The organism is Halomonas sp. BN3-1 (assembly GCF_003056325.1).
GTDB classification, from domain to species: Bacteria; Pseudomonadota; Gammaproteobacteria; order Pseudomonadales; family Halomonadaceae; genus Halomonas; species Halomonas litopenaei.
Window position 1 is genome coordinate 266,707 of the sequence record NZ_PYVV01000002.1, and the last position, 19,600, is coordinate 286,306.

Annotated in this window: 20 protein-coding genes; 4 read left to right on the forward strand and 16 right to left on the reverse strand. The window is 65.6% G+C overall.

Annotation, left to right across the window (positions count from 1 at the left end; genetic code table 11):
- Nucleotides 1-5 precede the first annotated feature (5 nt).
- The 8 genes from C9F12_RS04550 to C9F12_RS04585 all read right to left on the reverse strand — a co-directional run bounded on the left by C9F12_RS04550 (nucleotide 6) and on the right by C9F12_RS04585 (nucleotide 7,234).
- Complete coding sequence (locus tag C9F12_RS04550; protein WP_108131363.1) at nucleotides 6-296, reverse strand: zf-HC2 domain-containing protein; 291 nt, start codon at nucleotides 294-296, stop codon at nucleotides 6-8.
- Complete coding sequence (locus C9F12_RS04555; protein WP_045991008.1) at nucleotides 293-874, reverse strand: sigma-70 family RNA polymerase sigma factor; 582 nt, start codon at nucleotides 872-874, stop codon at nucleotides 293-295. Before C9F12_RS04555 ends, C9F12_RS04550 begins: the two co-directional genes overlap by 4 nt.
- Nucleotides 871-1,608: a TIGR04282 family arsenosugar biosynthesis glycosyltransferase gene (locus C9F12_RS04560; RefSeq protein WP_240184169.1), complete on the reverse strand. Its 738-nt coding sequence runs from the start codon at nucleotides 1,606-1,608 to the stop codon at nucleotides 871-873. Before C9F12_RS04560 ends, C9F12_RS04555 begins: the two co-directional genes overlap by 4 nt.
- Nucleotides 1,598-2,311, reverse strand: a complete 714-nt coding sequence (locus C9F12_RS04565; RefSeq protein WP_240184170.1) for a TIGR04283 family arsenosugar biosynthesis glycosyltransferase — start codon at nucleotides 2,309-2,311, stop codon at nucleotides 1,598-1,600. Before C9F12_RS04565 ends, C9F12_RS04560 begins: the two co-directional genes overlap by 11 nt.
- Nucleotides 2,298-3,041, reverse strand: a complete 744-nt coding sequence (locus C9F12_RS04570) for an ATP-binding cassette domain-containing protein (RefSeq protein WP_108131365.1) — start codon at nucleotides 3,039-3,041, stop codon at nucleotides 2,298-2,300. Before C9F12_RS04570 ends, C9F12_RS04565 begins: the two co-directional genes overlap by 14 nt.
- Before the next feature lie 27 nt (nucleotides 3,042-3,068).
- Nucleotides 3,069-4,778, reverse strand: a complete 1,710-nt coding sequence (locus C9F12_RS04575; RefSeq protein WP_108448122.1) for an ABC transporter permease — start codon at nucleotides 4,776-4,778, stop codon at nucleotides 3,069-3,071.
- On the reverse strand, nucleotides 4,765-6,042 hold the full coding sequence (locus C9F12_RS04580) for an ABC transporter substrate-binding protein (protein WP_108448123.1): 1,278 nt from the start codon (nucleotides 6,040-6,042) through the stop codon (nucleotides 4,765-4,767). Before C9F12_RS04580 ends, C9F12_RS04575 begins: the two co-directional genes overlap by 14 nt.
- A gap of 91 nt (nucleotides 6,043-6,133) precedes the next feature.
- Complete coding sequence (locus tag C9F12_RS04585) at nucleotides 6,134-7,234, reverse strand: aminoglycoside phosphotransferase family protein (RefSeq protein ID WP_240184171.1); 1,101 nt, start codon at nucleotides 7,232-7,234, stop codon at nucleotides 6,134-6,136.
- A 337-nt stretch (nucleotides 7,235-7,571) separates the two neighbouring features.
- Between C9F12_RS04585 and C9F12_RS04590 the strand changes: the two genes are divergently transcribed.
- Nucleotides 7,572-9,074: a SulP family inorganic anion transporter gene (locus C9F12_RS04590; protein ID WP_045991010.1), complete on the forward strand. Its 1,503-nt coding sequence runs from the start codon at nucleotides 7,572-7,574 to the stop codon at nucleotides 9,072-9,074.
- A 183-nt stretch (nucleotides 9,075-9,257) separates the two neighbouring features.
- Entirely contained in the window at nucleotides 9,258-10,112 is an 855-nt protein-coding gene (locus C9F12_RS04595) for a universal stress protein (protein WP_108448124.1), read from the forward strand.
- Between the two features lie 70 nt (nucleotides 10,113-10,182).
- Here the strand turns inward: C9F12_RS04595 and C9F12_RS04600 are convergent, their stop codons facing one another.
- From C9F12_RS04600 to C9F12_RS04615, 4 genes are all read right to left on the reverse strand, one after another.
- On the reverse strand, nucleotides 10,183-10,683 hold the full coding sequence (locus tag C9F12_RS04600; RefSeq protein WP_108448125.1) for a DoxX family protein: 501 nt from the start codon (nucleotides 10,681-10,683) through the stop codon (nucleotides 10,183-10,185).
- Nucleotides 10,680-11,444, reverse strand: a complete 765-nt coding sequence (locus C9F12_RS04605; RefSeq protein ID WP_108448126.1) for a DNA-binding domain-containing protein — start codon at nucleotides 11,442-11,444, stop codon at nucleotides 10,680-10,682. Before C9F12_RS04605 ends, C9F12_RS04600 begins: the two co-directional genes overlap by 4 nt.
- A complete protein-coding gene (locus tag C9F12_RS04610; RefSeq protein ID WP_240184172.1) occupies nucleotides 11,441-12,433 on the reverse strand; it encodes a DUF692 domain-containing protein in 993 nt (330 codons plus the stop codon). The genes C9F12_RS04605 and C9F12_RS04610 overlap by 4 nt, the downstream gene beginning before the upstream one ends.
- A gap of 81 nt (nucleotides 12,434-12,514) precedes the next feature.
- Entirely contained in the window at nucleotides 12,515-12,793 is a 279-nt protein-coding gene (locus C9F12_RS04615; protein ID WP_045991014.1) for a DUF2282 domain-containing protein, read from the reverse strand.
- A gap of 239 nt (nucleotides 12,794-13,032) precedes the next feature.
- Between C9F12_RS04615 and C9F12_RS04620 the strand changes: the two genes are divergently transcribed.
- Nucleotides 13,033-13,395, forward strand: a complete 363-nt coding sequence (locus C9F12_RS04620; protein ID WP_045991015.1) for a RidA family protein — start codon at nucleotides 13,033-13,035, stop codon at nucleotides 13,393-13,395.
- Nucleotides 13,396-13,578: 183 nt separating this feature from the next.
- On the opposite strand, the gene C9F12_RS04625 is transcribed toward C9F12_RS04620, so the two are convergent.
- The 4 genes from C9F12_RS04625 to C9F12_RS04640 form a co-directional block, all read right to left on the reverse strand.
- On the reverse strand, nucleotides 13,579-15,087 hold the full coding sequence (locus C9F12_RS04625) for an ABC transporter permease subunit (protein WP_108448128.1): 1,509 nt from the start codon (nucleotides 15,085-15,087) through the stop codon (nucleotides 13,579-13,581).
- Complete coding sequence (locus tag C9F12_RS04630; protein WP_108448129.1) at nucleotides 15,084-15,917, reverse strand: ATP-binding cassette domain-containing protein; 834 nt, start codon at nucleotides 15,915-15,917, stop codon at nucleotides 15,084-15,086. The genes C9F12_RS04625 and C9F12_RS04630 overlap by 4 nt, the downstream gene beginning before the upstream one ends.
- Entirely contained in the window at nucleotides 15,917-16,795 is an 879-nt protein-coding gene (locus tag C9F12_RS04635) for a putative selenate ABC transporter substrate-binding protein (protein WP_205254626.1), read from the reverse strand. Before C9F12_RS04635 ends, C9F12_RS04630 begins: the two co-directional genes overlap by 1 nt.
- Nucleotides 16,796-16,910: 115 nt before the next feature.
- On the reverse strand, nucleotides 16,911-17,768 hold the full coding sequence (locus C9F12_RS04640) for a MurR/RpiR family transcriptional regulator (RefSeq protein ID WP_045991062.1): 858 nt from the start codon (nucleotides 17,766-17,768) through the stop codon (nucleotides 16,911-16,913).
- A gap of 331 nt (nucleotides 17,769-18,099) precedes the next feature.
- On the opposite strand from C9F12_RS04640, the gene zwf reads away from it, so the two are divergent.
- Nucleotides 18,100-19,599, forward strand: a complete 1,500-nt coding sequence (gene zwf / locus C9F12_RS04645; protein ID WP_108448130.1) for a glucose-6-phosphate dehydrogenase — start codon at nucleotides 18,100-18,102, stop codon at nucleotides 19,597-19,599.
- Nucleotide 19,600: the final 1 nt, after the last annotated feature.

Sequence of the window (19,600 nt, forward strand, 5' to 3'; positions counted from 1 at the left end):
GTCCTTCAGTTCTGGCGACGGGTCTCCGCCTCGGCCATCGCTTCCTTTACCTTCAGCAGGTCCTGATCACTGGCGACGTTGTCGGTAGTCGCGCCAGGGGACGTACCGTCCTGGGGTTTATCAATTGTGCCGTTATAGGCATTGCCGACCCGGTGCAGCATGCTGAACTGCTTTTCGCAGTTGCGACAGGCCGAGCACAACATCAAGTGAAACCGCAGCGAAATACGCTCCCTGGCCGTCAGGGGGGCATCCAACTGCTTTGACATCAGCCGCGTAGCGGCCTTGCACATCATCATGCCGCGTCCTCCTTCCATCCCTTTTCAATGCAAGCGCGAAGCTTGAGGCGAGCCCGATGCAGGATCACCCAAGCGTTGTTTTCCTTGATGCCCACTTCCTTACAAATATCGTCGGTGGAAAGGCCCATCAATTCGCGCAGGGAGAAAACGCGAGCCACGTTTTCTGGAAGACTCAGCATACAAGCGTCGAATACTTTCCAGAAATTTTCGTTCTCGAACGCTTGCTCCGGGGTGCTCCATGCCTGGGGCTTGGCATCGGCGGCCCAGTGCCCATCCTGTTGAAACATGCGGTCGATGGCGTCGTCGCTGTGCTCTTCATCGAAGGGCTCCCAGCGACCATGACGCTTCTGCTGGCGCATCTGGTCGAGCAGCTTGTACTTGAGGATGCCGAATACCCAGGTTTCGTAGCCGGAGCGCCCCGAAAAGCTGTCGTTCTTCTCGATGGCGGCGATCATGGCTTCCTGCACGGCGTCCTCGGCGGCGGCATGATCGCGCAGGTGCATGCGGGCGAAGGACACCAGGCGGGGGCGCACGGCGGCGAGTTTCTTGTGGCGGTCGGTGAGCGTTTCTTGGGTCACGGCAGAATCTCCAGGGCGAGGGCTTCCATGTCGGCGAGGCGAGCCAGGTCCTGGGGCGTATCCAGGTCCCATACGGTCGTTGGACACTCCAGCGTCCACAAAAGCTCCGCAAGACGTGTGCGCGTCTGGGACATGACGCTGGACGTGCCCCAGTCGATTCCTCGGAAGAGACGGGGATCGGGGCGACGAACTCCAACCAGAGCATAGCCGCCGTCCTCGGCCGGAAGAAAGACGCTATCTGCGTCTTTAAGCCGTTTATGACAAGTTTTTAGTAATGTCTTATCCAATATCGGGCAATCTGTGCCGATTAGAAGGCTCGGGCCACCTGCCGAGCACAGCGCCGCGTGCATGCGTACCCCCAGGTCGCCTTCAGGCTGTGGTCTCAGCGTCACGCCGAACCGCTGACGGATATCGACAAAGCACGGATGGTCGTGCTCAAGCGCCGTCCACAGCGTGATGTTGCGCGCGGACGTCGTCTCCAGCGCCGTCTTCAGGGTGTACTCGATCAGTCTGTGCTGGAGACGAGCAGCGCCTTCGGCGCCGAGGGCGGGAATCATCCGCGTCTTGGCCTGGCCGGGGATCGACGCCTTGGCCAGGATGGCCAGCTTCAGGCCATCCTCGTGGTGAACACGGTGCTGATCGCCGAGCCCCTGGCCGCACGCCTGGCTATGCGACTGGCTATTCGCCAGATCCGGGCTGGCTGCCATCCCGTCGCTATCGTGGTCAGCGCACATGGCGATACTCCTCGGCCAGGCGAACGGGATCGGCCCCTCGCCAATAGCGAAAGCGCAGTCGCCACATCAGCAATATCGTCGTCAGCACGCCGCCCTGCTCCCAGCGGCGACCGTCGGTGAGCACCTTGAAGCCAAGGCAGGCGGGAGGCGACAGCCGCTTGAGGCGCTTGGACACTTCGATGTCTTCCATCAATGGCTGGTCGGGAAAGCCACCGACGGCGTCGAAGGCGCTGCGACGCATGAACATCGCCTGATCGCCGGTGGCGATGCCGGTCAGGCGTGAGCGCAGGTTCATGCAGGCGGCGATCAATGATAACCAGCGTGAGCGGCCCAGGATGCGCACGTCGAAGCGCCCCCAGTGGCGTTTCTCCAGCGCCTTCAGTATCGCCGGCATGGCCGCCGTGGGCAGTCGAGTGTCGGCGTGCAGAAACAGCAAGGACGGCGCACTCGCCGCAGCGGCGCCCTGGTTCATCTGGCGCGCCCTTCCGCGGGGGGCATCGATGACCCGGTCGGCCAGGGGACGGGCAAGCGCCCGGGTATCGTCGTCGCTTCCGCCATCGACGACGATCACCTCGACGCCCTGCTGGCGCCACTCGGATAGCCGCTCAAGACCCGCGACGATGGTCGCTGCCTCATCGAGGACGGGAATGACCACACACAGACGTGGGGCGACGACTTCGGACCCTGGTTCAGCGAGATGCACGGCGGGCACCCTGCCAGGCGGCCCCGGCGGGGGCTTCGGTGGCGGCCGCCAGTTCGACGATCGGGCCCGCCGCTGCCTCGGCATCTGCCCTGTCGTGGGTGACCAACAGCGCCGGAAGACGATGGTCGCGGATGCGCTGGAAGACCAGGTCACGCATCTCCTGGCGGAGCGCGGCGTCGAGCTTGGAGAAGGGCTCGTCCAGCAGCATCGCCTGGGGACGCGACAGCAGGGTGCGCATCAGCGCGACGCGAGCGCGCTGGCCGCCGGACAGCGTTGCCGGATCACGCTCACCGAATCCGGCAAGACCGATATCCGCCAGGGCCTCTTCGATGGCCTCGCGGCGCTCGCGTCGGCTGGCAGACGACGGCATGCCGAAGGCCAGGTTGCCGGCGACGCTGAGGTGGGGAAACAGCAGCGCATCCTGGAACAGCAGACCGAGTCGGCGGGCCGAGGCTGGTAGGTCGGTGACTCGCCTGTCACCGAGGCGGACCTCGCCCTGGGCGTCAAAGGCGGGGGCGAGAAAGCCCGCAGCGTAGGCCAGCAGGGTGGACTTGCCGACACCGGAAGGCCCCATGACGCTGACCACCTCGCCGGGGGCGACCTGAGCATTCAGTGATACCAGGGGGGCACCGTCCAGCGAGATCACGACCCGATCGAAGACCAGTGCGCCCGTCGGGTTCGCTGGAGACGTGGGGGGAAGGTGGCATCGTGTGTCTGGTGTCTGTGACATGGTGGGCTCGGATGGCGTTGAGGCGGTTCAGGTCAGCAGGGCGCGTCGGTGGCGATGCAATACGCGCGGCAAGCCGATGGCGAGGGCGAAGCCGAGTGCCGGCAAGAGTAGCTGGGCCAGGGCATAGACCGCCGTCAGGCGACGATCCCCGCCGGAGGCAAGCGATACCGCCTCGGTGGTCAGGGTGGTCAGGCGTCCGGCCCCCAGCAGCAGCGTCGGCAGATACTGGCCGACGCTGACGGCGACCCCCACCGCGGCGGCGGTGGCGATAGGGGCCAGCAGCAGCGGCAGGCGAACGCGTACAAAGGCGGCGGCCGGGCCATGGCCGAGACCTGCGGCGACCTGGGCCCAGCGGGGGTCAAGCCGCCGGTAGCTCTCGGCCAGTGACAGAAAGACGTAGGGCAGCACGAACAGGCAGTGTCCCAGTACCACCACCATGAAGCCCGGTGCCACCGATAGCTGCGCCTGAAGTTGCACCAGACCGTAGAGAAAGGCGACCGGTGGCACCAGCAGCGGCAGGTAGAGCACCAGGGTGGCGCTCGCTCCCACGCTGCGGTGATTGAGCGCTTCGCTCTCGAGACAGCCGATCACCAGGATGGTCGCGAGAGCGGTGGCGGCCAGCGCCAGCCATAGGGTGTCGAGGGCGGCCGGCAGTAGGCCTGGCAGCGCACGACCCCAGTTGGCCAGGGTCAGGGGCGTGGGCCAGGCCGAGGGAAAGGGCCAGAAGGCCGCCAGCGACCACAGCGTCAGCCCCAGCAGACTGGCACCGAGCAGGGTGACGCTGAGCCAGGTCAGACCGCCGCCCAGCAGGCTGCCGAGGCGTTGACCGCTGTTGCGTCGGCCGTCGGTCAGGCGTGGCGTGGCGCACCAGCGTACGGCCTGTTCCAGGCACCACCAGCAGGCCAGTGCCAGCAGCGTGATGCCGAGCTGGCTCAGCGCTGCGGCGGAGGCCATGAAGCGCATCGACAGGTCGGGATCGCCAAGCCAGCGGACCACGCTGACCGCCAGGGTCGGTGGGGTGGACGGCCCCAGGATCATGGCCACATCGACATTGGACGAGGCAAAGGCGATGACCGCATAGACCGGTAGCCGAATCAGCGGGTACAGGCTCGGCAGTACCGCCTTGAGAAAGGCGGTCACCGGCGAATAACCCAGCGACAGTGCCAGGTGCCGACGATCGTCGGCCTGGCACTGAGGCAGCGCCGATAGACTCATCAGCAGCAGAAAGGGGACTTCCTTGACCACCAGTCCGGCGATCAGCGCAAGGCCAAAGGGATCACTGGGAAACAGGTAGTCAGGAGGCGTGGCGTGACCGCTCAAGGCCGGGGAGACCAGGCGCATGGCCAGGCCCGAGGGCGCCAGCAGAAAGGCCAGACCGATGGCGGCGGCGGCGTGGGGCACCGCCAGGAGCGGCGACAGCAGGCGCTTGAGCCAGACAAAGGCGGCGCTGTCGGCGAAGGCACCGAGAAACAGCACCACGATGGTCAGGGCCAGAGCGGTGCTGATCAGGCCAGTGGTGAAGCTGAGCACCAGCATCTCGAAAAGCCCGGGGGTGTTCGCCAGGCTCACCCAGGGCGCCAGGCTCAGCTGCTCTCCACCGAGCACCGGCAGCCAGCCGAAGGCCGGCGCCGCAGCGCCTGCCAGGCCGGCCACCACCGGGGCCACCAGCAGCAGTACCGTCAGCGCCGGCGCCAGCCCCACCAGGCGGGAGAAGGTCGAGGTATCAGCGGCTGCCATAGCGCTCGAGCCAGGCCGCCTCTACCGCTTCCATCCAGCTCGGGTGCGGCTCGGGCAGGGTCTGTTGCAGGGCCTGTGGCGCCAGTCGCGCTGGCTGGTCATCCATGGGCGTCAATGCCTGACGCTCGGCCTCATTCAGGCGCGCGAGATCGAGCACGCTGGGGTCGCCCCAGACGTCCAGGCGCTGCTTGCGAGCCTGGGCCTCGGGCGAGAGCAGGAAGTTGGCGGTGACCATGGCGCCGGCCTGGTGGCTGGCGTTGAACGGGATGGTGACAAAGTGAACGTTGCCGATGGTCCCGCCGTCGAGCACATAGCTGCGAATCGAGGGAGGCAGTTGGTAGTTGTTGACCGCAGCGGCAGGCTCGGCGGGGTTGAAGGTAAAGGCCAGCGACAGTTCGCCGTCACCCATCAGGCTTCTGAGCGCAGGCCCTGAAGCGGGGAAGTCCCGCCCCTGGCGCCACAGATGGGGGTGCAGGGCGTCGAGATAGTCCCACAGCGGTGCCATGGCCGCTTCGGCGTCGGCTTCGCCGACGGGGCGGGCAAGCACCGCCGGGTCGTCGATCAGTGCGATAAGCGCCTGCTTGAGAAAGGTGGAACCGTGGAAGTCCGGGACCAGTGGGTAGGTGAAGCGCCCAGGATGCTGCTCGGTCCAGTCGAGCAGGGCGGCCATGCTGGTCGGCGGCGCCTCGACACGCTCGCTGTCGTAGTAGAAGGTCAGCTGGGCCTTGCCCCAGGGTGACTCGAAACCCTCGGTGGGCACGGTGAAGTCGGTGGTCATCTCGGGATTGGCGTCCGGCGAGGTCAGCGCGAAGTTCGGCAGGCGCTGGGCAAAGGGCCCGAGCAGCAGATCATTGGCCTTCATCGCGGCGAAGTTCTCGCCGTTGATCCAGATCAGGTCGATGGCGCCCTCGTCGAGGTTGCCGGCGGACTTCTCGGCCAGGACGCGGGAGACCGCAGCGGCGGTGTCGTCGAGCTTGACGTGGACCAGGTCGATGTCGTGGCGCTGTTCGAGCTCGCCGGCGACCCAGTCGAGATAACCATTGACGTTGGGGTCACCGCCCCAGGCGTTGAAGTAGACCGTCTGCCCCCTGGCCTGCTGCTCGATCTCCTGCCACGGCTGGTTCAGCGGCGTGGATGTATCCTGGGCCCAGGCGGGCGAGCCGAGCCCCAGGGCAGCCAGGGCGGTGAGGACGAAGGCGCCACCGGGAAGCCAGGTCAAGCGGAGGTCGGTAAACGGGCGTCTACAGGAAAAAGGCGTGGTCATGGTCGCGTCCTTGTGACGATGGATAGGCAGGGTTGGATAGAGCCGGACAGGCTTGGACAGCGCCGGGCAGGCTTGGACAGCGCCGGGAGCGTCATCCGGCACGGGCGAGTTCCTCGAGTTCGTCGGCGACACGCCTGATGATGGGGGCCGAGAGGTAGTGATCGACGCGGTCGGCCACATGGGTGATCAAGGCCTGGTCGCTTAGCTGTGCCGACCAGTCTTCACCACTGTGCTGCCTGTCGACCTGGCGGCGCTGCTGGGCACGCCATTTGGCACACCAGGTCAGCGACCATAGCCACATGGCGCGACGACAGGTGATCAGCGTCGACCAGTCGCTGTGATGGCCGTCTTCGGCCATCAGTTCCTGCCAGCGCCGATACAGCGCCACCAGATCCTCGACGAACAGCACCGCGCGGCTGTTGAGGTCCCAGGTGGTGGAGGTGTAAAGGCTCAGGTGGGCCAGGTCGAAGCCGGGTAGCGAATAGCGGCACTTTTCCAGATCCACCAGTACGGCGCATCCGTGAGGCGTGATCAGAAAGTTGCCGGGGTGAGCATCGAAGCTGATCAGGCGAATCTCGTCGTCGGCGATGCGAAGTCGCTCGGGGAGCTGTGCCAGTGCCTGTTCGATCAGGGCCGTGCTGGTGCGAGATAGCCCGGCCCTGGGGAGAAAGCGGGCCTGGGTGGCGATCTCGTCGAGCATCTCTCGCCAGGGATCCACCGGTGAGGCCAGGGGGGCGCGTTGATCGGGCAGCGGCAACCGGTGCAGGCTGGCCAGGGCCGAGGTCAGGGCCGGCAGGTCCGAGGGCAGGCTGGCGGGACGGCCATCGATAGCCTCCACCACCAGCGCGCCTCTGGGCAGCAGGTCGTCGCAGGGCAGCCAGTCATCGAGTCTGGGTGTATGACCACTGGCCTGGGCGCGATCGAAGCAGGCGACCTGATAGGCCAGGTTGGACGCCGCGTCCAGCCCCATCTGGCTCTGCTTGGGCAACCGCGCCAGCCAGCCGCCCTTGTCACTGCCGCCGGCCAGGCGCACATGCCAGTGGGCCAGGCCGGTATCGGCCAGCGGTTCCAGTCGATGCCCGGACAGAGGCCACCCATGGCGCGCGAGACTATGCTCGAGCGCTATCAGCGGCGGGCCCGGCGATGGGCTCTCCGTTCGCGATGACGGTGGCGTCGAGGCGCATCGCTCCATGTCGCGTTCCTTGGACGTAGTCAGCTGAGTCGGCAGGGGGCAACGATCCTTACACATTTTTTTCAGAAGATGCCACCGGGCGGACTTGGCCGAATCGAGACTGGGGTGGCGACAAGGCGGCGACAAGGCGGCGACAAGGCGGCGACAAGGCAAAGACAGGCTGGGTAGCAGCGTCGCCTTGCTCAGGTGGTTCTGGTAAACTGCGCCCCTTCCCGTGTCTCCACTACATCATGACAGCGCCAGGCTAACGCCTCCCGGTGCGCTGCTGTCGTGGAGAAACGGTCGGCCCTGGGCCGCTTGTCGCGATATCTCACAACCACTCCCCCTGGACCGCCTCATGATGCGATCGATCAAGCAAGACTGGTTTTCCAATATTAGGGGCGACGTGCTGTCCGGCATCGTCGTGGCCCTGGCGTTGATTCCGGAGGCCATCGCCTTCTCCATCATCGCAGGAGTCGATCCCAAGATTGGCCTCTACGCCTCCTTCTCCATGGCGGTGATCATCGCCTTCGCCGGTGGTCGGCCGGGGATGATCTCTGCCGCCACCGGCGCCATGGCACTGTTGATGGTGACCTTGGTCAAGGAGCACGGACTTCAATATCTGCTGGCCGCGACCCTGCTGACCGGGGTACTGCAGATCATCGCCGGCTATCTGCGCCTGGCCGACCTGATGCGTTTCGTCTCGCGCTCGGTGGTGACCGGCTTCGTCAACGCCCTGGCGATCCTGATCTTCATGGCCCAGCTGCCCGAGCTGACCAACGTCACCTGGCACGTCTACGCGATGACCGCGGCGGGTCTCGGCATCATCTATCTGTTCCCCTACGTGCCCAGGATCGGCAAGCTGCTGCCGTCCCCGCTGGTGTGCATCCTGGTGCTGACCGGCGTCTACCTGGCGACCGGCATGGACATCCGCACCGTCGGTGACATGGGCGAGCTGCCCGATACCCTGCCGATGTTCCTGTGGCCCGACGTGCCGCTGAATCTCGAGACCCTCGGCATCATCTTCCCCTATGCGGTCATGCTGACCGTGGTCGGTCTGCTCGAATCGATGATGACCGCCACCATCGTCGACGATCTGACCGATACCTCCAGCGACAAGAACCGCGAGTGCAAGGGCCAGGGTCTGGCCAACATCGGTACCGGTCTGCTCGGCGGCATGGCGGGCTGCGCGATGATTGGCCAGTCGGTGATCAACATCAAGTCCGGCGGGCGTGGACGCCTGTCTACCCTGCTGGCGGGGGTCTTCCTGCTGCTGATGGTGGTGTTCCTGTCGGACTGGGTCTCGCGCATCCCCATGGCGGCGCTGGTGGCGGTGATGATCATGGTGTCCATCGGTACCTTCAGCTGGAGTTCGCTGCGCGACCTCAAGAAGCACCCGATGTCCACCAATGTGGTGATGATCGCCACCGTGGCGGTAGTGGTGTGGACCCACAACCTGGCGATCGGTGTGTTCGTCGGTGTGCTGATCGCCGCGCTCAACTTCGCCAACAAGGTCGGCAACTTCCTGTACATCGCCAGTGACGAGCTGGAACAGCAAGAGGAGCTTGGCAAGGGACGGCGCTACCGCGTGGTCGGCCAGGTGTTCTTCGCCTCGTCTCAGCGTTTCTCCGCCGCCTTCGACTTCAAGGAAAGCGTCGAGAAGGTGGTCATCGACCTGTCACGTGCCCACTTCTGGGACATCACCGCGGTCCAGGCGCTGGACATGGTGGTGATCAAGTTCCGCCGTGAGGGCACCGACGTCGAGCTGATCGGGCTCAACGAGGCCAGCGCCACCATCGTCGATCGCTACGCCATCCACGATAACCCGGCGGCGGTGGAAAAGCTGATGGGTGGTCACTGAGGCAGGCGCCGAAGATGTGACGGGTGTGTGCCAGTTGGTGTAGAACTGGAGGTAACACCCGGATCGGGCTAGACAACAGGTCTGAGGGTCGCGCCCCGCTCGGGCGCGACGACAAGGCCACAATCGATGGAACGCGACGTCTGAGGACGCGCGTTCGCCCCCAACGCCAGGCAGGACGATTTCATGACAGAACAGGTGATGGCCGCCATCGACGGGTCCCAGTTTTCCGAAGGGGTCTGCGACTCTGCCGCCTGGGCCAGTCAGGCCCTCGATGCGCCGCTGACGTTTCTTCACGTGGTGGATAACCACCCCCAGACCGCCGAGGCCGATCTGTCCGGTAACCTGGGACTCGGCGCCAGGGAGCACCTGCTCGAGGAGCTGGCCAGTCTCGATGAGCGGCGGGCCAAGGTCGCCCAGGAGCATGGCCGCCTGATGCTCAAGGCGGCCAAGGATCGCGCCAGCGCCAGTGGTGTTGATGACCTGCATTGCCGACAGCGCAACGGCACTCTGGTGGAGACACTGCTGGAGCTGGAAGACGAGATCCGCCTGCTGGTGATCGGCAAGCGGGGCGAGAGCGCCCAGCAGGCCAGCGAGCACCTGGGCTCGAATCTCGAGCGGGTGGTCCGCGGTCTGCATCGGCCGATTCTGATGGTGCCGGAGAGCTTCACGCCGCCGACCCGGGTGATGATCGCCTTCGATGGCAGCAAGACCACCCGCAAGGGCGTCGAGCTGCTGGCCAGGAGCCCGCTGTTCAAGGGGATCGCCTGTCACGTGGTGATGGTCGGTGCCGATACCGGTGATAACCGCACCCAGCTGGAGTGGGCGCTGGACAGCCTCAAGGGCGCCGGTCACGAGGCCCAGGGCGAGATTCGCGCCGGAGAGGTCGAGGAGACCCTGCGCGCCTACCAGAAGGACCACGCCATCGAGATGGTGGTGATGGGAGCCTATGGCCACTCGCGGATTCGTCATCTGCTGGTGGGCAGCACCACCACCAGTGTGCTCAGGCGCACCTCGCTGCCGGTGCTGCTGCTGCGCTGACGAGGCTGAGCCGACATCGACATCGACCCGCCGCCGAATCCTGTTCGGCGGCGGGTCGTTTTTTATGCGTCTATGCGTCGTCGACGCGTTCCTGCTGCTGCGTCACCGGTTCGCGACCTTTGCCCTTCATCCTGCATAGCAGCCACTCCAGCGAGAGACAGCCGCCGCCGCGCAGGATCAGGGTGGCGAGGCTCGCCGCCCAGAGTCCGTGGGTGACCCAGGCCTCGGGATAGACGAAGGTCTGGATCACCAGGGTCATGATCAACAGCCCGAAGGCCGCCAGTCGTGTGGCAAGCCCCGCCCACAGCAGCAGCGACAACGAGAACTCGGCGAGTGTTGCCAGGTAGGCGGCCAGCACCGGTGAAATCAACGGCAGGGCGTATTCGTGCTCGAACAGGAAGAAGGTGCTGTCGGCGATACCGAACCCCTCCACCTTGGTCAGCGCCGACAGAAAGAACACGGCGCCGAGTACCAGGCGCATCAACGCCAGCACCAGATCCAGCGAACGACGTTCGAGCCAGGGGCAGAGTCGCCCATAGTAAGTGTCCAGCAGATTTGTCATCGGTGTCATGGGGTGCCTCGTAGCAAAGTGGGGGCGGCGTCCAGTACCGCGAGCGCGCCATGGCCGACCAGGGTGCCCAGGGCGTGGCCGAGCGCATCCTCTGCCACGCCGCGGTCGGCCAGTTCGCTCAGCGCCTGGGACAGCGAGGTCGGTGTGTCCAGCAAGCCGTACAACGCTGCGCTTGCCGCATCGAGTGGCCTAAGCCTGACCTGGCGACCCGAGCGGATCACCAGCCAGTGGCCGGCGCCTCGCTCGCCCAGGGGGGCGCCACCCTCTCCGCGCTCCAGCGCCTGCCACAGGGCTTCGACGTCATGTTGGCAACGGATGGTCCGGCTGGCCGGACGGGCCTGGACGAGCCGCTGGTCATCAAGGACGGCGCCGATATCGGACGCCTCCAGCGGCGCTGTCTCGGCGGCGTGACTGACCTGAAGCCGGGCGTGCTCGAGTCGCGCGATATCGGCAACGAACTGATAGGGCGCAAGCGCCGGTGCGCGCGCCAGAGCGTCGGCAAAGCCCTGGCCATAGCGGCTGAGTCGAGGGTCCTGCGGGGGGCTTGTGGCCACGAAACTCGCGGCCTCGGCGCTGAAGCAGCCCTCGCCCAGCAGGGTCAGGGTATGGGGAAAGGCTTCCTTCAGGGCCTCGATCAGGCTTGAGCGAATATTGTTGCGGTAGACGTCGAGCCCGGCCTTGTGGCCGAGCTGTGGTGGCGTCGCCTGGGGGCGATGCATGGCATCGATAAAGCTACGCTGCCAATCTAGCAGGCCGCTCATGGCGCTCTCCCTGTGTCTCGCACCGAGGCGCTGGCTGCCAGGGCGGTGCTCGCATCGGCGCCGGGGCCATGGGCAGCATGCTGATGCTGGCGTGCCAGGTCGACCTCCTGCATCCAGCGCTCTAGCGTCGGCACCCGGTTGTCCCACTCGATCAAAGTGGGCAGGCCGGGACGCCGGGCGAGCACCTGGCGGTAGCGCTGCCACACCGGCTCACTGACGGCACTGCCATGGTCGTCGATGTACAGCTCGCCGGCGGCATCGAGGCTGTGGCCGGCCAGGTGCCATTCGCCGACGGCGGCCCAGGGCACCTCGTCCAGATAGGCATCCAGGTCGCGTCCCAGATTGGCGGCGCTGATATAGGCGTTGTTGACGTCGAACAAGAGCCCACAGCCGGTCGTGTCCACCAGCCGCTGGAGGAACTCGGTCTCGCTGAAGCGATTGTCGAGGCTGACGTAGAGGCTCGGGTTCTCCACCAGCAGGCGGCGGCCGAGACGGTCCTGGGTGCGTGCGATATTGTCGCCGAGAACGCGCAGCGATTCCTCGGTCAGCGGCACCGGCAGCAGGTCGTTGTAGCTGTGGCCATCAAGACGGCTCCAGGCCAGGTGCTCGGAGACCAGCGCGGGGTTCAGGTGATCGACCAGGCGTGCAAGACGCTCCAGGTGGGCCGGGTCGATGCCCTCGGCACTACCCAGCGACAGGCCGACGCCGTGGACCGAGAGCGGGTAGCAGCGTTCCAGTTCATCGAGTCGATCCTGAAGGGGCCCGCCGGCGTTCATGTAGTTCTCGGCGTGTAGTTCGAGAAAGTCCGGGGCCTGGGGCACGTGAGCCGACTGGGCCGAGTGAGCCAGATGGACCAGCGCCTGCATATGCTGAAACTTGAGGCCGATACCGACCGCATTGGCCGCCATTGGCTGTGGCGCTGGCAAGGACGCCGAGACGGGCGTCTCGAGCGACTCGCGTGGATGGCTGGATGACAGGGAAGAGGGCATGGGCGATTCGCTATGGCTTGAGGCTTGGCGTGTGAACGTCACGGGAAGGCCGTAGCCTCCCCGTGGCGCCAGTGCTCTGGCTCAGGGGCGCTCGACCTCGCTCAGGCTGCCATTGCCGTGGGGCGTTTCGATATCGGTACAGGTGCCTTCCGGGACCAGGGTCCAGGCGTTGCCCTGGTAGTCGACGGTAGAGGTGCCGGCGCAGGTGGTGCCTGGCCCTGCCTTGCAGTCGTTCTCTCCGGCCAGGGCGACGCCGTAACACTTTTCCATGTCGCCATCGGCGGCCTGGACGGTGGCGATGGCGCCGGCTTGCGCCAGGGCGGTGGACAGCACGGCGGCCATCATGACGGAACGTTTCATTTGCAAACCCTCATATAAACGGTTGGGCGACAGCAGGACTGTCGTGACTATGTCGCCGGGGTGAGGGATACCTGACATCGCAAAAGAGGCAAAAGCGCGACAACGGACTATCTGGCGCAGGGAGAAGTTGGCTATATTGGGCGGCTGTCTAACGTTGCAGAGAAGACACTGGTGAAGAGGTGGTCGAATCGGCTGTCTTTTCGAGATTTTTTAGAAGTACCGACTTTTTGGAGAGAGCGATGAGCATTCAGCGTCACGACACCAAGACCCGCATGAGCCGCGCCGTCATCCACCACGGTGTTGCCTACCTGTGTGGTCAGGTCGCCGGACCGGACGCCCGTCAGGGGGATATCACCGCCCAGACCACCAGCATGCTGGAGCGTGTCGATGAGCTGCTGGCCGAAGTGGGCAGCGACCGCGAGCATCTGCTGAGCGCCACCATCTACCTGCAGAACGGCGAGGACTTTGCCGCCATGAACGCGGTATGGGACGCCTGGGTGCCGGAAGGCCACGCCCCCGCCCGTACCTGCGTGTGCGCGCCGATGCCGGCCAAGGAACTGAAGGTCGAGATCACCGTCACCGCCGCCGTCAAGGGCCTGTAACAGAGCCCCAGTGACCTAGCCGTTGACATAGCCGTCCGCTCGAACAACAACGCCGGCCCCGTGGCCGGCGTTGTCGTTTGTGTCGGTTTTGAGGCATTGGTCCTGGCGTCAGGGTGCGCCGGATAAAACGCCTGTGCCGCCCTTCAAGGCGTCTTGTCTTCTGCGCAGGCAGGGATCTGCCCTTCAGCGCAAGCAGGGGTCTTCCATAGGCGGCTCACAGGGCCTCAGACGGCGGGCCAGGGCGTCGACGGCGATATTGAGCAGGGCGGTGATCACCAGCAGGGCGAAGGCCACGTCGAACATCAAGGTCTGGAAGGCGTCATCGATATTGTCGCCGAGGGTGGCGACCCCAAGCATGCCGAGCAGGGCGCTTTCACGCAGGATCACCTCGGCGCGGTAATAGACCAGCGCCAGCATGCCCGGGTACAGCCGTGGCAACAGCTCGTAGGCCAGCCGCCCCGAGGCCGGGAGTCCCGGCATGCCGGGCTCGATGGCCTGAGCGTGGCGACATACCAGAAAGGCGATCAGGGCGCCGTTATGCAGCGCCAGGGCCAGCCAGGCCGGCAGCAGCGATGGCCCCAGCAGCAACAGGAAGACGAAGGCCAGCATCAGCTCCGGGGTCGAGCGCAGAAAGATCAGCAGACCCTGGCCGATGCCCTGGCTGACGCGATTGCCGAAGTGGCGCGAGGCCAGGGGCCACAGCACCAGGGCGAGCAGCAGGGCGCCGACGGTGCCGAGTAGCCCCAGCAGCAGGGTATTGGCCACCGCGCCGACGAGGTCGGGCAGTTCGGCCAGCCAGCGGAGCACACCGCCGATGTCGCCCTGGAGCAGGGCGCGGGGCCAGATGTCTACGCTGACGAAACGCCATAACAGGCCTGGGTCGATCTCGGGCCAGGGACCCAGCAACCACACGCTGGCCAGCCCCAGCGGCAGCAGCAGGCGCCGGTGGGCCCACCAGGGCAGGGTGGCGATCAGCAGGTAGAAGGCCCACAGCAGGGCACCGGCCTCGAAGTAGCGGCCCTCGCGAAAGGCGCTCTCGAGCTGGTAGCCCAGCGTCGGCAGACCGACAAAACCCAGCAGCACGCTGCTTCTGAGCGCGCACTCGAAGCGGTAGCGGGTGTAGGCGGCCAGTTGGGCGAAGGCCTGGGGCAGCTCGGTATAGGCCAGCCGGGCAAGGCGCCCGGTACCCTCGGGCAGCGCCGCCTGGGGCGCCTGGGGCGTCTGCTCGAGGATCTCGGCGTAGACCTTGGCGAAGATGCCGGCGTAGGGAATCGCCAGGGCCGCCAGGGCGGTCAGCGCGGACAACCCGAACACCTGCAGGAACAGCAGCGCCCAGAACAGCTCATGTACCGCCCGCACCGCGGCACTGGCCGCGCGCACCAGGCGTGAGCGGGCGTAGACCAGCGCCAGGGGCAGCCCCAGCACCACGCCGGCCAGGGTGCCCCAGAAGGCCACCGCGATGGTAAGGCCGATGGCCTGCAGGGGCGTCTCGATGGCGCCGAAGTCAGGCAGCGCCAGGCCCATTGCCATGCGTCCGAGTTCGCCCCAGGGATCGCGGCTCAATATTTCGAGGTCGGCCAGCGGAATCGCCAGGGCAGCCAGCACCACCAGCCACAGGCTGTGGCGTGCCAGGCGGGCACCGATACCGTCGCCGGCCAACAGGCCTGGGCGTGTCGCTTGCGTGGCGCTCACGGCCGTGCCTGCTCCTCGCCGGCCTGGTGCGAGGCGTGGCGAGCGCTGGCCTTGGCCGGCGAATCGCTGCTGTCGTCGCGAGCAGGGCTGGGAGCAGCGGGCGTGGGAGCCGTGCGTGACGCACTGGGGTAGAGCGCGTCGAGATCATCGAGGCTTAGATCTTGGCTGCGCGCGTCGAGCACCACGCGACCGCCGGCCAGCCCCCAGACGCGATCGAAGTGGCTCAGCGCCAGCTCGCGCTGGTGCAGCGCCATCACCGTGGTAGCGTGCTGGGCATCGATTCGATCGAGCAGCGCCATGGCCTGGTGGGGGTCGACGCTGGCGACCGGCTCGTCACCGAGAAAGACCTGGCGGCGCTGATAGAGTGCACGGGCGATGGCGACTCGCTGGCGCTGGCCACCCGACAGCCGACCTACCGGGCGCCTGATGGCGCCTTCGAGCCCTAGTTCAGCGCACAGACTTGAGACATCTTCCCAGGCCTGGCGCAGCGGCCTGACCAGGTTCCACAGGTTGACCAGCGCCGAGTGGCGCTCCAGCCTGCCCATGTAGACGTTATGGTAGACCGATAGCTGAGGCACCAGGCCGTGGTACTGGGGACACCAGGCGGCGTGGCGGCCAAGACGGCGGCGCAGTTCCGCCAGCAGGGTGGACTTGCCGACGCCGCTTTCCCCGAGCAGGGCGACGCGCTCGCCGGGCGCAAGGCGAAGGTGGACGTCATGCAGCACCCTGTGGTCGGCGTGGCCCAGGTCGACCCCGTCGAGGATCAGTGTCGGGAAGTCACCGTGGCCGTTGTCCCGGCCGCCGGTGACCTGACGTTGGCCATCGTCCATCAGCGCAGCAGGCCGAGGCTCTCGGCGACCGTCTCGATGGGGGCGTACATGCTGTTGTCGGCGGGAATGAAGCCGGAACGCGGGAAGCTCTCCAGCAGTTCGGGATCTTCCATCTCGAGCAGTGCCTGGCGAACCCTGTCGGTAAAGCCTTCGCCGAAGGCCTCATCGGCGTCGCCGCGCAGGGTCCACTGGTAGTCCGGGTAGCTTGGGGTAGACCAGATCACGCTGACCTTGTCGGTGTCGACATCGCCATTTTCCAGCGCCGCGTCCCACACCTTGAAGTTGACCGCGCCCAGCTCGTAGGTGCCGGCCTCGACCAGGGCGATGGTGCGTGAGTGATCACCGGAGAAGCCGACCCGTGAGAACAGCTCTTCCGGCGCGGCGTCGAAGCGCTCGCGCAGGTAGTGCTCCGGCATCAGGCGACCGGAAGTGGAGGTCTTGGCGCCAAAGGTGAAGGTCTTGCCCTCGATCTCTTCGGGCAGCGGGTCGGCGGCCTCGAGTCCGGTGCTGGAGTGGGCGATGAAATAGCTCTCGAAGGCCGCATCCTCGACGCCCTGGGCCAGCGCCTGGGAACCGGGCACCAGACGACGGGCCTGGACACCGGACAGACCGCCGAACCAGGCCAGCTGAACCTGGTCGTTGCGGAAGGCGGTGACCGCCGCACCGTAGGACTTCACCGGCACGTACTCGACCTCGACCTCGAGCGTCTCGGACAGATAGTCGGCCACCCGCGAGAAGCGCTCCACCAGACGCGATTCGTCCTCGTCGGGGATGGCGGTGAAGCGGAAGGTCTCGGTCTGGTCGGCCAGCGTCGGCAGGCTGAACAGCCCCAGGCTCAAGACGGTCAGAACAGAGGTCAGGGATGGCAGTGATCGCATGAGGCTTCCTGGCAATGGTGTGGATGGCGGCGTGCGGACAGGGACGCAAGACAGGCCGCTATTGTTGTGCCAATACGCTAAGGAGGCAAGCCGTGGAGCGGGCCTGTCGTTGTTGTCACTCGTCGACGCTGTACCTTGTGCTGCGCAGGCTGTCCTTGATCTTCTTGAGGTGGTGCAGGAAGTCCTCGCCGCGACGCAGGGTGACGCCGGTGGCCAGCACGTCGATCAGCGCAAGCTGTACCATGCGTGAGGTCATCGGCATGTAGTGGTCGGTGTCTTCGGGCGCGCTGACCGCAAGGGTTTCGGTGCACTGGCGCGACAAAGGTGAGTCCGGCGCGGTGATACCGAGCACCACGGCACCGTTTTCACGGGCCAGGGCGGCGATGTCGACCAGTTCCCGGGTGCGCCCGGTATAGGACAGTACCACCACCACGTCGCCGGTGTGGCAGGCCGAGGCGACCATGCGTTGCATCAGTACGTCGATGTAGGCGCTGACCGGCAGGTTGAAGCGAAAGAACTTGTGCTGGGCGTCCTGGGCCACCGCGCCGGAGGCACCGAGTCCGAAGAAGTGGATCTGCTTGGCCTGGATCAGGTAGTCGACCATGCGCTCGATGCGCTCGGGAGCGACCTCCCGACTGGCGAGGTCCAGCGCCGCGATGGTGGCGCCGAAGATTTTGCCGCTGTAGGCCTCGGCACCGTCATCGGGTTCCACCGCCTGGCTCACATAGGGGGTGCCGCCGGCCAGGCTCTGGGCCAGCTGGATCTTGAAGTCGGGATAGCCCTTGGCCTCGAAATTTCGGCAGAAGCGATTGACGGTGGGTTCGCTGACCGAGGCAGCTTGAGCCAAACTGGCGATACTCATGCCGGTTGCGGCGGCGGGGTCGGCCAGAATGACGTCGGCGACCTTGCGCTCGGAGCGGTTGAGCTCGTCGAGGCGGGTGCGAATGCGTTCGATAAGGTCGTGGCGAACCATGGTCGAGGTCGGCTCCGTGACGAAAGGCGCGGGCAACTGCGCGGTGGTGCGCGGGCAGCGGCGCATTTATTGGGGTACCCGAGACAATTCTCTCTGGGGATGTGGTGATTTAACTACGTATTGGCGGCTATCCTAGCGCTCCACCGATCTACATCCAACGTATAAGCGCGCCAGCGGGATATTTTGTGTAAGTTTACAAAATATTTTTCAATCTGGCCGTCGAAAGTTGACCATTTTTTTGTAAACTTAGATACCCTGACGGTAAGCAGGACACATCTCGCTCGATAGCCTTCTGCGATATCCAGGGGTCTACCACCAAACGAGGACGGTTATGACACGACACACCCGATCCGGTGACGCCGAGCGTACCGACATCGATCTGGCGTTGTTCGGCGCCCTGGGCGACCTGTCTCGCCGCAAGCTGTTCCCGGCGCTCTACCAGTTGGACCGCGAGGGACTCTTGCATGACGACACCCGGCTTTTGGGCCTGGCGCGTCAGGACATCGACCAGGAGGCCTTCCGCGAGCGCATCCATGGTTCCTTGAAGGAATACGTCAAGTCGAGCGAGCTCGATGACAAGGTGGTCGCCCGTTTCCTCGATCGCCTGTCCTTCCTGTCGGTGGACTTCACCACGGTGGAAGGCTATGGCGCCATCGCAGAGTGGCGTGAGCAGGGCGGTCAACAGCGCCCGTTGGTGGTCTATCTGGCGGTGGGGGCGAGCCTGTATGGCGATATCTGCCGCCACCTCGAGGCCAGTGGCAGCCTGGACGAGCAAAGCCGCGTGGTGGTGGAGAAGCCGATCGGCTACGACCTGGCGTCGTCGCGGGAGGTCAACGATGCGGTGGGGGCGGTGTTCCCCGAGTCACGGGTCTATCGTATCGACCACTACCTGGGCAAGGAGACGGTGCAGAACCTGATCGCGCTGCGCTTTGCCAATCCGTTGTTCGGAACCCAGTGGAACCAGAACCATATTTCCCACGTGGAGATCACGGTGGCCGAGAAGGTCGGCATCGAGGGCCGCTGGGGCTACTTCGACGAGGCTGGCCAGCTCAGGGACATGGTCCAGAACCACCTGCTGCAGCTGGTCTGCCTGATCGCCATGGACCCGCCGGCCAACCTCGACGCCGACGCCATCCGCGACGAGAAGGTCAAGGTGCTCAAGGCGCTCAAGCCGTTCACCGACGACATGATCGGACGTGACGTGGTGCGCGGACAGTACACCGCCGGCACCAGCGATGGCACCAGTGTACCCGGCTATCTCGAGGAAGAAGGCGCCAATACCCGCAGCCATACCGAGACCTTCGTGGCGATGAAGACCGAGGTGTCCAACTGGCGCTGGGCCGGCGTGCCCTTCTACCTGCGTACCGGCAAGCGCATGCCCGAGAAGCTGTCGCAGATCGTGATCCACTTCCGCCAGCAGCCGCACTATATCTTCGATCCGGATCAGCGGGCGCTGGCCGCCAACAAGCTGATCATCCGGCTGCAGCCAGAGGAAGGTATCCGCCTCGAGGTGCTGACCAAGGACAGTGGTCTCGACAAGGGCATGCGCCTGCGCCGTGGCCCGCTGCACCTGGACTTCAACAGCGCCTTCCCCAAGGCACGTATCCCCGACGCCTACGAGCGTCTGCTGCTCGAAGTCATGAAGGGCCAGCAGTACCTGTTCGTTCGCCGTGACGAGGTCGAGCATGCCTGGCACTGGTGCGACGAGCTGATCGCTACCTGGCAGGATCGTGACGAGCCGCCGCGCCGCTATCCGGCAGGCTCCTGGGGACCGGTGGCCTCCATCGCCATGATCACCCAGGACGGACGCAGCTGGTACGAGGACTACTGAC

Coding starts and splice junctions, on each gene's coding strand:
- C9F12_RS04595 (WP_108448124.1), top strand. CDS start 9,258: ATGACAGAACAGGTGATGGCCGCCATCGACGGGTCCCAGTTTTCCGAA.
- C9F12_RS04640 (WP_045991062.1), bottom strand. CDS start 17,768: ATGGTTCGCCACGACCTTATCGAACGCATTCGCACCCGCCTCGACGAG.
- C9F12_RS04630 (WP_108448129.1), bottom strand. CDS start 15,917: ATGGACGATGGCCAACGTCAGGTCACCGGCGGCCGGGACAACGGCCAC.
- zwf (WP_108448130.1), top strand. CDS start 18,100: ATGACACGACACACCCGATCCGGTGACGCCGAGCGTACCGACATCGAT.
- C9F12_RS04615 (WP_045991014.1), bottom strand. CDS start 12,793: ATGAAACGTTCCGTCATGATGGCCGCCGTGCTGTCCACCGCCCTGGCG.
- C9F12_RS04605 (WP_108448126.1), bottom strand. CDS start 11,444: ATGAGCGGCCTGCTAGATTGGCAGCGTAGCTTTATCGATGCCATGCAT.
- C9F12_RS04635 (WP_205254626.1), bottom strand. CDS start 16,795: ATGCGATCACTGCCATCCCTGACCTCTGTTCTGACCGTCTTGAGCCTG.
- C9F12_RS04560 (WP_240184169.1), bottom strand. CDS start 1,608: ATGTGCGCTGACCACGATAGCGACGGGATGGCAGCCAGCCCGGATCTG.
- C9F12_RS04550 (WP_108131363.1), bottom strand. CDS start 296: ATGATGATGTGCAAGGCCGCTACGCGGCTGATGTCAAAGCAGTTGGAT.
- C9F12_RS04570 (WP_108131365.1), bottom strand. CDS start 3,041: ATGTCACAGACACCAGACACACGATGCCACCTTCCCCCCACGTCTCCA.
- C9F12_RS04580 (WP_108448123.1), bottom strand. CDS start 6,042: ATGACCACGCCTTTTTCCTGTAGACGCCCGTTTACCGACCTCCGCTTG.
- C9F12_RS04600 (WP_108448125.1), bottom strand. CDS start 10,683: ATGACACCGATGACAAATCTGCTGGACACTTACTATGGGCGACTCTGC.
- C9F12_RS04590 (WP_045991010.1), top strand. CDS start 7,572: ATGATGCGATCGATCAAGCAAGACTGGTTTTCCAATATTAGGGGCGAC.
- C9F12_RS04575 (WP_108448122.1), bottom strand. CDS start 4,778: ATGGCAGCCGCTGATACCTCGACCTTCTCCCGCCTGGTGGGGCTGGCG.
- C9F12_RS04585 (WP_240184171.1), bottom strand. CDS start 7,234: ATGGAGCGATGCGCCTCGACGCCACCGTCATCGCGAACGGAGAGCCCA.
- C9F12_RS04620 (WP_045991015.1), top strand. CDS start 13,033: ATGAGCATTCAGCGTCACGACACCAAGACCCGCATGAGCCGCGCCGTC.
- C9F12_RS04610 (WP_240184172.1), bottom strand. CDS start 12,433: ATGCCCTCTTCCCTGTCATCCAGCCATCCACGCGAGTCGCTCGAGACG.